Below are 13801 nucleotides of genomic sequence, written 5' to 3'. Positions count from 1 at the left end.
CGGAAAGTGGCTTTTTATATCGAATAATATTCAAGGATTATTCGCTACGAGCCGGCTTTTGCTGATACTTGTTATACAGTTCAGTGTGACGACTTTCTAAGCTCACCGCACGGCCATTGATAAACATGTGCGTCAACGATTGTCCCATCGGATCAAGTAAATCCCCTTTCGAAACAACAATCGACGCCTGCTTACCTTCTTCGAGTGAACCCAGCTTATCGGCAACGCCCATAAACTCAGCAGGCTTAAGTGTAATCGCTTTAAGCGCTTGCTGTGCATCTAAGCCATAGGCAACCGCATTACCGGCCGCAAACGGTAAATTACGAACATCCCAGTAACCTGGATACGCAATCGCAAAGTTCACCCCAGCTTCGGCAAGACGAGCGGGGGTAGAAAATGCTTGGTCGTAGCCATCATCTTCACGCATCGGCAAACCAAACGGTGAGCCGAAAACAACCGGGATTTGCAATTCAGCCAGTTTGTCCGCGATGCGCCACGCATCGTAAGCCCCCACTAGGACGAGATCAAAACCATAGCTTTGGCTGACTTCAATAGCTTGCTCAAGCTGACGCTTATCTTGTGCGTGCACATATAAACGCTTGCTGTCGTCAAACAAGCCAATCATCGCTTCCCAACGCTGGTCCTCGGGAATATCGCGACCTGCACGTTTGGCATCATAATAGGCTTTAGCGTCAGCAAATACTTGCTTAAGCTTTTGCAAGGCTTCAGCATTGGCTTTACGTTGCTCTTCTGCTGAGCGGCGCTCCCACCATGTATCTACCACATAAGTACGTGGCCAATTAATGTGTACGCCCTCTTCTGCCGCGACTAACGCATCTTGCCAGTTCCAACCATCGAGCTGCATGAGAGATGATTGCCCACTCACCATACCGCCTTCTGGCACCACTTGCGCATACGCCACTCCATTGTAGCGAACCGTCGGGATCACTTCGGAGTCAGCGTTAAAGGCAATGTGCCCCGCCACTTCCGGTGTTACATCACCGACTTCATCAGCATCACGAGTGGCCCTCACCGCCTCGATCTCGTTCAAACCTAACGTCGTGTCCATGGCAATTACACCCGGATACACATGTTGCCCGCTGATATCGATTGCTTGCGCGTCGGCGGGTACCGCCAGATCTTGACCTATTGCGACGATCTTACCATCAGCAAACAATAAGTCGGTTTGACTTAAAACGCCTTTAGTCACCGTGTGTAAAGTACCGTTCTGCAACACGATGGGCTGTGCTTGTTTCTTACCTGGCACCTCGTCGTGCGCTACCGATTGCGTCACTGCGCATGCGCTAAGCAAAGCCGCGGTCAGTGCTTTATTAAGTAATTTCATGATTAATGTCCTCCATGGCTATGCGACTTGGCAGCGAAATGATCGAGCCAAAAGTCATGCTGAGTTTCGCAGTGCCACTCGGGTTGCTCTTTTTTATACGCGTCTTGTTCGCCTTGCTTCGCGGCATCGCCCGCTGCAAGAACTTTTTGAATAAGCGCTTGCTTCTCTTGTTTCACTTGGGCTTGACGTTGTTTATCAAGTTCACGGTCAAAGAACTTACGACCGTTAATCCAAGTCTGTTGCGCCTGCGCGTAGCTGCTCAATGGATAGTGGTTCCAAAGCACAAAGTCCGCGTCTTTACCTTTCTCGATACTGCCTACGTACTGATCGACCTTGAGCTGCTTCGCTGGATTAATGGTGATCATTTTCAGCGCTTCGTGCGGTTCCATCCCGCAATAACGCACCGACTTGGCCGCCTCGGTATTCAAGCGACGTTGCAGATCTTCACTATCCGAGTTAATGCTAGTGAGTACACCGCGATCATGCATTAAGCAGGCGTTTTGTGGAATCGCATCATAGACCTCAAACTTGTATGCCCACCAGTCGGCAAAGGTCGAACCTGACGCCCCGTGCGCGGCCATCTCATCAGCCACCTTGTAGCCTTCGAGAATATGGGTGAAGGTATCTAAGGTAAAGCCAAAGTCCTCGGCGACCTGCATCAGCATCAAAATCTCCGATGCCACGTAGGAATGCGCGTGAACAAAACGCTCAGAATTCATGATTTCAATCAGTGCATCTAAACGGTAATCAGGACGTGGCGGTGCGGCTTTACGTTTCTCCGCAGCACTCAAGCGATCGTATTCACGTTTACGCTCTTGGTATTCCAGTGCGGCTTGGAAGCCATCGCGAATGATAGTTTCAACGCCCATCCGTGTTTGCGGATAACGAATCGTCATATCATCGCCCCAGTTGCTCTGCTTCACGTTTTCACCCAAAGCGAACTTGATAGAGGCGGGTGCTGCGTCAAACTTCATCACATCACCTGTGGCGCCCCAACGCAATTTAATGACTTGCGCTTGACCACCAATCGGGTTAGCAGAGCCGTGTAGTAGCTGTGCCATCGTGGTACCACCAGCAAGCGAACGATAAATATGAATATCATCAGAATTTATCACATCACCAATGCGTACTTCTGAAGTCACTGCTTCTGAACCTTCGTTCACCCCTTGGTCGATGGCAATGTGCGAATGTTCGTCAATGATACCCGGGGTTAGATGCATACCGGTGCCATCGATTTCACGAACACCACTTGGCGTGCTGAGGTTTTTGCCGATTGCAGCAAAGTTGCCGTCACGAACCAACACATCGGTATTTTCTAATATGCCTTGATCGGTTGCGGTCCAGACAGTTGCATTTTTAATTAATACATCTTCACGCTCTGGTAGGCCTTTTTGCCCATAGGCAACGTTCGGGAACGTTAATTCGCTGACGAACGTCGGCTCTGCTTGTTCTGCGGCCTGTTCATCTTTGTTCGTTGCTTGATAGTTCAACGCTAACCGTTGTTCGCTACCGCTTGGCGCCACAGCCACTAACTCAGCTGCATTCTGCGCTGTCTGCATCAACTTAAAGCGCCACGTACCTGACTCACCAGCGACATCCAGATCAGCCACAAAAGATAGTTGATCAATGCCGGAATCAAGATGACGTAACTGACTACTCTGATCGCCTAACTTAACGTCGCCCGAGAAGCTTGGTTGTGCCGTCACGTTGAGCGTTAAAGAATTACCCGACCAGTCAGTCGTATATTCACCCGCAAAATCCACTTGTTCACGAGGAATCAAATCAATTTCTTGACCTTGTGTCCAAACCGACTGGATCACGCCGTCTTTGAACAAATCACCTTTAGCCATAACAAAGTCGGCCATGTAGCCTTGTTGCAGCTTACCTGCTTTATCTTCGATTCCCGCGATTTTGGCAGGGATGGTAGTCAGTGCGGCTAAGGCTTGGCGTTCGGTTAAGCCGTTTTCCATGGCTTTCTTTACATTAGGCCAAAATTGATCGGCTTTATCTAAACCGTACAGCGTTAATGCAAAGTCAACGCCTGCGTTGGCGAGCATACCGGGGTTAGCAGGTGCGCGTTCCCAGTGGCGGAGTTTCGCAAGATCAACATCAAGGTAAGCATCTACGCCTGAGACGTCTGGGGCTGCGGGGAAGTTGACCGGCACAATTAGATCAGCATCCGTTGCTTTCACTTGTTCTAAACGCGCGTATTCGTAGCCTGAGGCTAGGTAGATCGCAGGCACATTAAATTGATCAAATACTTTATCAGCGCGTAATAGCGATTTTTCATCTTCTATTTTGAAAACGATACCGGTTTGCTCAATGTCCTTTAATGCATCAAGTGCCGCATTAAATTCGACCGGTCCGTTATATGCTTCCTTACCGTAGGCTTTTTCGTACCACTGTGCGTCTGATAGCGTTTGTCGTATGAGCGCAATACTCCCCATTAACGAAGTGGGATATTGTTGTTGCGACGTTCCCTTATCGAACGAGCCAAATTGACGCGTCGAGGGTTGGTAGATCGTCTCATTCGCAATTTTGTCAGCTAACGAAACGGTGGCTCCGTAACCTTGCAAAATACCATCTAAACGTGCTGTTTGAACGCTAGTGAAGCCGCTAGCTATCCATTTTTTAGCCGCATCGGGCGTGTTTTCGAACGTTGTGTACCAGTGCTGCTGCGCGTGGATGGCGTCGTTGGCTGCGTTGCCACCTTCACGGTGGTTGTTGTAAATGGGCGTTTCAGACCAATCTGGTTGAGACGCTTGCTCAACACCATAATCGGTGTAAGCATCGATGAAGCCTGGATAGATATGATATCCCGTACCATCAATCACTTTTGCGCCTGCTGGTACTTTACCGTTCTTAGCGACAGAAACGATCTTACCGTTATTGATCACTAAGGTCGCATTAACAATAGATTGCCCAGGCTCCGTGGTAATGGTGGCATTCTGAATAGCAACGAGCGATGGTGTATTGTCGCGCATGCCATTGACGCGTGTCGTTTGATCGGCACTCACGGACGTTGCGAAAACGCTCGTAACCGCCAAAGCCAACGCGCTCAGCTGGTGCTTCGCATTCATGGTTGTTCCCCAGTAGTTATTATTTTCATGTAAAGAGTTAGACAAAATTGTAAATTAAAGCGTATGTAACATACGTAACAAGACATAACAGATAGAATGTGCAATATTATCGTTAAATAATCTAGCGCAGAGGATATAAAAATGAAAAATACAACAGTTTCAGCTGTATTGGCTGGTGTCATGTGTTTAGGCGTGTCGACTTTCGCACATGCGGACAAACATGCATTCAACGATGCTGAGTCAGCGGTGAAATACCGTCAAAGTGCATTGTCCATTATGCGAGATAACTTTGCCGCAATGGCCGCGATGGTGAAGGGTGAAGAGCAATACGATGCCGCAGTGTTTAGCAACCGCGCTAGCGACTTCGCTCGCCTGACTCATATCCCATGGGATGGTTTTGCTGTTGAAGGCGCAATGCCTGGTGACGATACCGATGCATTACCGGCTATTTGGGACAATTGGGAAGATTTTGAGTCGCGCGCAAATCAACTCATCACAGATGCGGATAGCCTCGTTGACGCAGCCGCTTCGGGCTCGATGGATGAGATTAAGCCTGCATTTATGGCCGCGGCGAAAAACTGTAAAGGTTGCCACGACCAATATAAAGATTAAGTTGTTGCGGGTGATGCTGTTAAAGCAGCATCACCAATATAAACCAAACCGCAAGCGCGATTACCAAGCCTTGCCAACCCGATTTTAGTCTCGGCACTTGACTAGCCGTGTATCGATACCCGGTAATCATGGCTGCCAGCAGCCGGTAGCCGAGTATGCGATAAAGTAAAATCGCCAAAATATGTAATGCTACCAACCCCAAAATGACGTTAAATTGCGTTTTATGCCAGTCGGTCAAAAAGTCCGCTACATCAGGCGATACCCAGTCATTGAGTGGACCGGAAAACAGTATTCCATCAGTCGCAAAAAGTCCGGTGCCTATTTGAATCATCAATATCAGCAACAATAGTAAAACCGAATAAGCGCCTGCTGGGCTATGTGTATTGCCTGACTCATAGCGTTTGCTAAATAGCGCACCTAAATGACTCAGAACCCGTTTGGGTGAGGTGACAAACGCGCTAAAACGAACGTTTTCACTACCGAAAAAACCCCAACCAACACGGGTGATTAATAGAGCTGCAAGGGCAATCGCAATATCCTGATGCAGATCCATTCGTCCTTCTTCACCGGTCCACCACAGCCCAGCAACGGCCGCGACCATTAACCAATGATAAATACGGATGAAACTATCCCAGATTTTTATGCGCTGAAACTTCTCGTTCACAGATTATCTCCTGACTAGGCAAATCTTACGTTCAGTGCTAGGGTAAAACGAAATGCTCAAGAACGGTAGTATCATAAGGACGTATATCATGAATATCTTAATTGCTGATGATGACTTTATCAGCACGGAAGTATTAAAGGCGATGCTGGCACAGTATGCGGGAACACTATATCACGCCGAGAATGGTGCTCAGGCTTTGCAAGTGGCGCAACAAAACACGATTGATATTTTCTTTATCGACTACGAAATGCCGGACATGAATGGCGATGAAGTCGCGCGACGTCTACGCGCAGAACCTCACTACACCGAAACACCGATTATTGCCATCACCAGTCATCAAAGTGCGACTGAAATGGAAGCCTGCCGAGATGCAGGAATGGACGCAACACTGCATAAACCTGCTTCTCCAGACGCACTTGCCGAACTGATGAGTCAATATCAAGTTAGCCGGTAGCCGCCCCTCTAAAGCGCTGGTCATCCGATAACTGGACGAGCGCTTCACTTTCTTGCAGAAACTGTTCTGCAAACTCGCCAAAATACCCATTCACTTGTTGAAATGTTTCGACGAAGTTCGCTTTGTCACCCCGCTCTAACACATCCAAAGTATGTTGAAAACGCGCTAAATAACGTTTGATAACATCGAATTGTTCAGGATGGGACTGAATGATATCAGCATACAAATCGGCATTTTGGGCAAAGAGACGTCCAACCATCATTAATTCCATCCGATAAATCGGCGAACTTAATTGTAAAAGCTGCGCTATGTCCGCCTGTTCTTCGGCCATATGTGCACCGTACACAAAGGTGCTCAAATGCCGCATCACTTGAATCCAGCCCATACTCGAATCATGTGCCTGAGAGTCAACCCACTCTACATGTGCACCCCAATTAGTGAATTGCGCGATAAGCCACTGGTACGCTTCCGCTTTACGTCCCTCACATGCAACCACAAGCTGTTTAGCGAGGTTAGGTACTGAGGGACCAAACATCGGATGCAGTCCTACGACAGGACCTTCATGTTGCGCTAACATCTGCTGCAGAGGTTGATGCTTAATACTGGTTAAATCAGCTAAGACACAGTCATCGGGTAACTTAGGAAGTTCGCTGATAACCTGTGCTGTGATATTAACCGGCACAGCGATAACAACCAGTTGGGGGTGATGCTCGGTAATATCACTCAATGCATCACCTTTATCAATCACTTTGACCGTGTAACCGGTTTGTTTAAACAAACGACAAAACAGCGTGCCTAGACGACCACGTCCACCGACAATAACGACTCGTCGTTCCAAATCAGACGAGGTAGGTGTCGCTTGCGCGGTTTGTGTACGATAGGACTCACGAATAATACGGCGCAATACATCCTCGATTAGATCGGGGCTGAGTTCCATCTGCTCAGCTTGCTGACGCCGCGCAGAAATCATCTGCTGTTCACGTTCAGGAACATAGAGCGGTGCTTGAAGGTGCCGTTTCACATCACCCACTTGTTTAGTTAACTCAGAGCGTTGCTTGATTAACTCAATCAATTGGGAGTCGGTGTTATCAATCGCTTGACGCAATTGTTCTAGTTGCTGCTTAGCATCGTTATTCATGCGCGTTTCTCACTTCCCCGGCTACGACTTTATAATACGCTGGTATGCGACCTGTATTGCTTGCATCTCGCTCACTGATCCCCCTTTATCGGGATGGCATTGATGTACCCGCTTGCGATACTGGCGTTTGACTTCGCTCATATCCGAAGTGGGCGCTAGCTCAAGCTGTTGCCAGGCTTCATCAAGTGCCATACTTTGACGCTTAGGCGTCGAACCAGTCATACGAGACCAAAAATCATTTAATAGTTGTTCCACATCCTGTTGTGTTGTTTCAGTAAAGTTGGACCAATCTAAGTAATAGTCCGCTAGCGGATCGTTTGCTTTCAAAGAAGTCATGCCGCCGGCTTTATCTAAGTTCGTCGAGCTTGGCCTTGCTTGTATTTCGAGCGTGTGAATCTCGAGAGCCGTATGTCCGAACCATTCTTGGCGAATCAAATACAGGCAATGAAACAGAATAAAGTGCGTTTCGAATAGTGCCTGAGTATCTGACAGTGCTTGACCGTCAAAAATAACGTAAGGCTCGGCTTTGAGCGCTTGGATTAACTCGTACTCGGTCCAACGTGACTGTTTATTAAGCAGTTCTTCTAACGCTGCTTTTAGTATTTGAATCGATGCTTGCATGGAACCAGTCTAGCACAAACAAAAAAAAGCCCGGCAACTGAATTGCCGGGCTTTTTCTGCATCGAATGCTGCTTACAGCTTCTCGCGGATACGTGCAGACTTGCCCGAACGCTCGCGTAGATAGTAAAGCTTCGCACGACGTACTGCACCACGACGCTTAACAGTGATGCTGTCGACCAGTGGGCTGTGCGTTTGGAAAGTACGCTCTACGCCTTCACCGCTAGATACTTTACGAACGGTGAATGCAGAGTGCAAACCACGGTTACGAACACGGATAACAACGCCTTCAAACGCCTGAAGACGCTCACGGTTACCCTCAACTACTTTTACATTTACACTAACCGTATCGCCTGGAGCGAATGCCGGTAAATCTTTCTTCATTTGCTCTTCTTCAAGAGCCTTAATGATGTTCTGGCTTACTTTTGCCATGGTATATCTCCTTTCCTAGATAAACTGTACGTTAGTCTTCGGACTCTTGTTGTTGAATAAACTCATTCAGCAACTGTTCCTGCTCGTCAGTCAGAGCTAGGCGATTAATTAACTCTTTGCGTTGCAACCAGGTTTTACCCAGAGCTTGTTGCAAGCGCCACTGTCGAATTTTTTCGTGGTTCCCGCTCAAAAGAACAGTCGGAACCTGCTGACCATTATAAGTCTCGGGCCGCGTGTAATGTGGGCAATCCAGTAACCCATTGGCGAACGAATCTTCGGCTGCCGAATCTTGGTGACCGAGGACACCAGGTACCATTCGAGCCACCGCATCGATAAGCACCATTGCTGGTAACTCACCGCCACTGAGAACGTAATCACCTATTGACCATTCTGCATCGACATATTGGTCAATCACACGCTGATCAATGCCTTCATAACGACCAGCGATCAGTATCATGCGATCATTTTGCGCTAATTGCGTCACGCCACCATGATCAAGTGTTTGCCCTTGCGGTGATAAGTAGATAACCGGTGTATCTTCACCCAACGCGGCTTTAGCTGCATTAATCGCATCGACTAAAGGTTTCACCATCATTAACATTCCGGGACCACCGCCGTATGGGCGATCATCAACCGTGCGATGTTTATCATGAGTAAAATCGCGAGGGTTCCATACCGAAACCGTTAGCAAATCTTCCTTGATAGCCCGACGTGTCACACCATGTTCAGTGATCGCCGAAAACATATCTGGAAACAAACTAATGACACCAATGTGCATTGTTTGCCTCAAAAATCTGCGGGCCAGTCCACCTGAATTTGCTGCTTCTCGTTGTCCACGTCCAGTACATACTGGCTTTGCACAAACGGAATCAGTCGCTCAGACTTTCCAAACGCATCATTTGAGTTTGCCGTCACGACCAATACATCATTGGCTGCGGTCGGCATGATTTGCTCTACTACACCCATATCGTAGCCTTGCTTATTTACCACACGTAATCCGATAAGGTCACGCCAGTAAAATTCGTCATCAGCTAACTCAGGCAATTTCTCTGCGTTAATGCAAATGCTCAAACCGGTTTTTGTCGCTGCTAATTCGCGGTCGTTGATGCCTTCTAACTGAGCAATAAGCCCATTGTTATGACGACGCCACTGAACCACATTAACGACTTCTTCCGTCGTTTGGCGAGCTGCATTCCCCTGCAGAGTCCAAGGGGTATAATCAAAGATATCTTCAGGGTTCTCTGTAAATGACTGAATTTTCAACCATCCTTTGACACCGTAGACGGCACCGATGTGGCCGACGACTAATGCGTCTGATGTTTGTTTCGTCATTACTTCGCTCCCTACTGCCTAGTTAATTACGCCGCTGCGCGCGCGTCTTTAACCAAACGTGCAACACGCTCAGAAAGCGATGCACCTTGAGATACCCAGTGTTCGATACGATCTAAGTCAACACGAAGGCGCTCTTCTTGACCACGAGCTACCGGGTTAAAGAAGCCTACGTTCTCGATGAAACGACCGTCGCGAGCGTTGCGACTGTCTGCGACTACCATTTGGTAGAAGGGGCGTTTTTTAGCGCCACCACGTTGTAAACGAATGGTTACCATTGCGTTCCTCAATTTTTCTGTGTAAATGTAAAACGTAATTGCTATAAACAGCAAAGCCCTCCGATAGGTTCGGAAGGCTCGGCAATTCTACTGATTTTTACAACAAATGCAAGCTTATCGGGCGATAAAGGCGAGGTTGGGATTAACGGCCTCCAAACATCCCAGGCGGTAGTTTGCCGCCCATGCCACGCATCATTTTTTGCATGCCACCACCTTTCATCTTCTTCATCATTTTTTGCATTTGCTGAAATTGTTTCAACAGCTTGTTGACGTCTTGCACTTGGGTGCCAGAACCCGCCGCAATTCGACGCTTGCGCGATCCCTTGATGACGTCTGGATGTTGACGCTCTTTAGGTGTCATCGAGTTAATGATGGCTTCCATGCGTAGGGTCATTTTGTCATCCATTTGCCCCTTGATTTGGTCGGTCATTTTGCCCATACCGGGCATTTTTGACATCAACCCCATCATTCCGCCCATTTCACGCATCTGAGCTAACTGATCACGAAAGTCTTCCAGCGAAAACTGACCCTTCTTCATAACCTTGCGAGCAACCTTTTCGGCTTTCTCGCGGTCAACTTTTTGCTCGACCTCTTCCACCAGCGACAAGATGTCGCCCATACCAAGAATACGCGACGCTACACGGTCTGGGTGGAACGGTTCAAGGGCATCGGTCTTTTCGCCAACACCTAAAAACTTGATGGGCTTACCCGTTATATGACGAATCGATAACGCAGCACCACCCCGCGCATCACCGTCGGTTTTGGTCAAGATAACCCCGGTCAATGGCAGTGCTTCGTTAAATGCTTTCGCCGTATTCGCAGCGTCTTGACCTGTCATTGAGTCAACAACGAAGAGTGTCTCAACCGGCTTGATCTCGGTGTGCAGGTGTTGAATTTCCTGCATCATATCTTCGTCGATCGTTAAGCGACCGGCAGTATCCACGAGCACCACATCAACAAACTGCTTTTTAGCTTCCGCAATCGCGCCTTGAGCAATTTCAACCGGGCTCTGTGCTGTTGTCGATGGGAAAAACGATACATCCACTTGTTCGGCCAAGGTCTCGAGCTGTTTAATCGCCGCCGGACGATAGATGTCCGCACTGACCACCATGACTTTTTTCTTCTGGCGCTCTTTAAGGTATTTTGCCAACTTACCAACTGATGTTGTTTTACCCGCACCTTGCAAACCCGCCATCAAAATCACCGCAGGCGGTTGCGTGCTTAAATCAAGCGGTACGTTAGCTTCGCCCATCGCGGCTTCAAGCTCTGATTGGACGATTTTAACAAACACTTGGCCTGGCGTTAGGCTCTTGTTGACCTCGGTGCCTACCGCACGCTCTTTTACTTTGCCAATAAATTCCTTCACGACAGGCAAGGCAACGTCAGCCTCAAGTAACGCCATACGCACTTCGCGCAACGTTGACTTGATATTGTCTTCTGTCAGACGACCTTTGCCGCCAATGCTTCGCAACGTCTGGGTGAGACGTTCGCTTAAATTCTCAAACATAACCGCGATCTCTTCTGTTGTCGCAAAACGAGCTAATTTATATTATGGGGATAGTATATCTGAAAACCAACAAAGTTTCGCCCTTAGAGCGCTTGGGTTTAATTAATCAAGGGCGTATACTCATTCGTACTTTAGTTAAACTAGGGAAGCAACCGCAGTGCTTATTTCCGCATTACTCAGTGCGACACTCGTGCTTTATGTCGCCAGTGCGCTATTTATGCTGCAACAGGTTTTCAGACCACGTTCTCCGCTCACTATCGTTAGTTGGGTATCAGCTATTTTGGCATTAATCTGCCATGGCGGCTTAATTTACATGCGCTTAGCCAGCGATGAATTCGATCACCTAAACGTATCTTCTAGTTTATCGATTGTTGCTTGGCTGATTGCGTTGTTGTCGCTGTTCCGTGTCAAACAATCCAATAGTTTGTTACTTAAACCCGTTATCTATTTGTTTGCGGCCCTTTCAGCCCTGTTGCTCGTACTAACACCAGCGGATCTTGGCGCTTATATTGGTTTTGGGCATGGACTGGTTATTCACATTGTCCTTTCATTAGTCGCGTATGGGGTACTCGCCCTAGCCACGTTGTACGCGATTCAAGCCAGCTATATTAACTATTTACTTAAAACCAAAAAAACCAGTGGCCTGTTTAAACAGCTTCCACCGTTAATGAATATCGAACGCTATTTCTTTAGGTTGCTGTCCGCGGGAACTCTATTATTGATTCTCGCAATTGCATCAGGCTTTGCTTTTCTAGACGATATGTTCGCACAAAACCAAGCCCATAAAACGATTCTTGCGATGGCTGCAGCGCTCGTTTATATCGTAACTTATGTGGCGCATAAGGCGACAGGATTACGAGGCAAACCAGTGATGGTATTAAGTATTTTAGGAACAGTCCTACTTACATTAGGGTATTTTGGCAGTCGCTTTGTCAAAGATATCATTCTCAGTTAAGTCTAAGCTTGACTTAATGGCTGAAAACACTAAATTGTCAGATTCGCAACGACTAAGAGGGTAGTAAGTTTGGACGATATATCGACGAGTATGTTACTCGTAATACTCGTAGTTCTCATCGCTCTTTCTGCATATTTTTCCGGCTCGGAAACGGGCATGATGTCGATCAACCGCTATCGGTTAAGGCATCTGGTGCAAAACAATCATCATGGCGCACGTCGAGTGCAGTTCCTGCTGGAGCGCCCTGACCGGTTAATCGGCCTGATCCTGATTGGTAATAACTTGGTGAATATCGCGGCTTCCTCCATTGCCACTATTTTATGTATTCGTTGGTTTGGGGATGCAGGTATTGTCATCGCAACGCTTGCACTTACGCTGATCATATTAATTTTTGCGGAAGTGACACCAAAAACTATTGCAGCTTTACATCCTGAACGAATCGCATTCCCCAGCTCTCTGATTTTGCGACCGCTACTTATTGGCATGTATCCTTTCGTGACCAGTGTAAACTTTATTACCAACACATTTATGCGAATATTAGGCGTTGACCCTAAACGCGCACAAGTTGGTGATGCACTCAACTCCGAGGAGCTTCGTGCGGTGGTGAACGAGGCAGGAAACATGATTCCAGCATCTCACCAAGAGATGCTTTTGAGCATCTTAGACTTGGAAAAGGTAACCGTCGAAGATGTCATGATTCCACGCAACGAAATCGTTGGTATTGACATCAACGATGACTGGTCTCGGATCATTAAGAAAATCGAGCATGCGCAACACACCCGAGTACTGCTATACCGCAACGATATCGATGATGCCGTGGGATTTTTACACGCACGCGATGTCATGCGTCTCATGACCAAAAACCAATTTGAAGCCGATAAAGCGACACTCGTTCGTGCAGCACGGGATATTTACTTTATTCCCGAAGGCACACCGCTTAACGTACAGCTACTTAAGTTTCAGCACCGCAAAGAACGTATTGGCTTGGTCGTTGACGAGTATGGCGATATTCAAGGACTCGTTACTCTCGAAGATATTCTGGAAGAGATTGTCGGTGACTTTACCACATCGATGGCACCGCAACCGAGCGAAACAGCCGTTGCCCAGCCTGACGGTAGCTATCTAGTTGAGGGAGCTGCGAACCTTCGTGAGCTTAACAAAGAAATGAATTGGCACTTTCCTACGGATGGCCCGAAAACGCTCAGTGGATTGGTGATAGAACAGTTCGGAGACATTCCCCATGCACGACTGAGTCTACGACTAGGCGGTTACCCGGTGGAACTCATTGAAGTCGGTGACACGATGATTAAACAAGTGCGCGTTTTACCTCAGCACTTTAAAGAACCTAGTTCGGCCAGCGGTGAATAATGCCGCTGGCTAGTATGTGAC

The 13801-nt window shown here is 47.8% G+C and carries 14 protein-coding genes; 4 read left to right on the top strand and 10 right to left on the bottom strand.

The genetic code is table 11. The features are described from left to right. Positions 1 to 37 precede the first annotated feature (37 nt). On the bottom strand, positions 38 to 1345 hold the full coding sequence (locus AC3AP5_RS02940) for an amidohydrolase family protein (RefSeq protein ID WP_348671216.1): 1308 nt from the start codon (positions 1343 to 1345) through the stop codon (positions 38 to 40). Between the two features lie 2 nt (positions 1346 to 1347). Next, positions 1348 to 4425 (bottom strand): amidohydrolase family protein, encoded by a 3078-nt coding sequence (locus AC3AP5_RS02935; RefSeq protein WP_287830302.1) that lies wholly within the window; start codon positions 4423 to 4425, stop codon positions 1348 to 1350. A gap of 141 nt (positions 4426 to 4566) precedes the next feature. Between AC3AP5_RS02935 and AC3AP5_RS02930 the strand changes: the two genes are divergently transcribed. After that, positions 4567 to 5037 carry a c-type cytochrome gene (locus tag AC3AP5_RS02930; protein WP_006956621.1) on the top strand — a complete coding sequence of 157 codons (471 nt, stop codon included), beginning with the start codon at positions 4567 to 4569 and terminating at the stop codon, positions 5035 to 5037. 19 nt (positions 5038 to 5056) lie between these two features. On the opposite strand, the gene AC3AP5_RS02925 is transcribed toward AC3AP5_RS02930, so the two are convergent. Beyond that, on the bottom strand, positions 5057 to 5701 hold the full coding sequence (locus AC3AP5_RS02925) for a cytochrome b/b6 domain-containing protein (RefSeq protein ID WP_006956620.1): 645 nt from the start codon (positions 5699 to 5701) through the stop codon (positions 5057 to 5059). Positions 5702 to 5789: 88 nt separating this feature from the next. Here AC3AP5_RS02925 and AC3AP5_RS02920 point away from each other — a divergent pair, with 88 nt between their 5' ends. Further along, positions 5790 to 6155: a response regulator gene (locus tag AC3AP5_RS02920; protein WP_006956619.1), complete on the top strand. Its 366-nt coding sequence runs from the start codon at positions 5790 to 5792 to the stop codon at positions 6153 to 6155. On the opposite strand, the gene tyrA is transcribed toward AC3AP5_RS02920, so the two are convergent. The 7 genes from tyrA to ffh form a co-directional block, all read right to left on the bottom strand. After that, positions 6145 to 7293, bottom strand: a complete 1149-nt coding sequence (gene tyrA, locus AC3AP5_RS02915) for a bifunctional chorismate mutase/prephenate dehydrogenase (protein ID WP_006956618.1) — start codon at positions 7291 to 7293, stop codon at positions 6145 to 6147. The two genes, AC3AP5_RS02920 and tyrA, sit on opposite strands and share 11 nt — an antisense overlap. 21 nt (positions 7294 to 7314) lie before the next feature. Further along, positions 7315 to 7914, bottom strand: a complete 600-nt coding sequence (locus tag AC3AP5_RS02910) for a DNA-J related domain-containing protein (protein WP_006956617.1) — start codon at positions 7912 to 7914, stop codon at positions 7315 to 7317. Between the two features lie 72 nt (positions 7915 to 7986). After that, positions 7987 to 8343: a 50S ribosomal protein L19 gene (gene rplS, locus AC3AP5_RS02905; protein ID WP_006956616.1), complete on the bottom strand. Its 357-nt coding sequence runs from the start codon at positions 8341 to 8343 to the stop codon at positions 7987 to 7989. A 31-nt stretch (positions 8344 to 8374) separates the two neighbouring features. Further along, the gene (gene trmD / locus AC3AP5_RS02900; protein WP_272977658.1) at positions 8375 to 9121 is read right to left on the bottom strand and encodes a tRNA (guanosine(37)-N1)-methyltransferase TrmD; all 747 of its coding nucleotides are present in this window, start codon (positions 9119 to 9121) and stop codon (positions 8375 to 8377) included. Between the two features lie 8 nt (positions 9122 to 9129). Then, positions 9130 to 9675, bottom strand: a complete 546-nt coding sequence (gene rimM / locus AC3AP5_RS02895; protein ID WP_272977659.1) for a ribosome maturation factor RimM — start codon at positions 9673 to 9675, stop codon at positions 9130 to 9132. 26 nt (positions 9676 to 9701) lie between these two features. After that, the gene (gene rpsP / locus AC3AP5_RS02890) at positions 9702 to 9950 is read right to left on the bottom strand and encodes a 30S ribosomal protein S16 (protein WP_006956612.1); all 249 of its coding nucleotides are present in this window, start codon (positions 9948 to 9950) and stop codon (positions 9702 to 9704) included. Between the two features lie 142 nt (positions 9951 to 10092). Further along, complete coding sequence (gene ffh / locus AC3AP5_RS02885) at positions 10093 to 11457, bottom strand: signal recognition particle protein (RefSeq protein WP_006956611.1); 1365 nt, start codon at positions 11455 to 11457, stop codon at positions 10093 to 10095. Positions 11458 to 11614: 157 nt separating this feature from the next. On the opposite strand from ffh, the gene AC3AP5_RS02880 reads away from it, so the two are divergent. Together AC3AP5_RS02880 and AC3AP5_RS02875 are read left to right on the top strand one after the other, a co-directional pair. Beyond that, positions 11615 to 12412: a cytochrome C assembly family protein gene (locus AC3AP5_RS02880; protein ID WP_006956610.1), complete on the top strand. Its 798-nt coding sequence runs from the start codon at positions 11615 to 11617 to the stop codon at positions 12410 to 12412. 69 nt (positions 12413 to 12481) lie between these two features. Beyond that, on the top strand, positions 12482 to 13780 hold the full coding sequence (locus tag AC3AP5_RS02875) for an HlyC/CorC family transporter (protein ID WP_040488136.1): 1299 nt from the start codon (positions 12482 to 12484) through the stop codon (positions 13778 to 13780). Positions 13781 to 13801: the final 21 nt, after the last annotated feature.

This window comes from Idiomarina sp. D18, from assembly GCF_057748155.1.
This window is presented reverse-complemented; position numbering and strand designations above follow the sequence as displayed.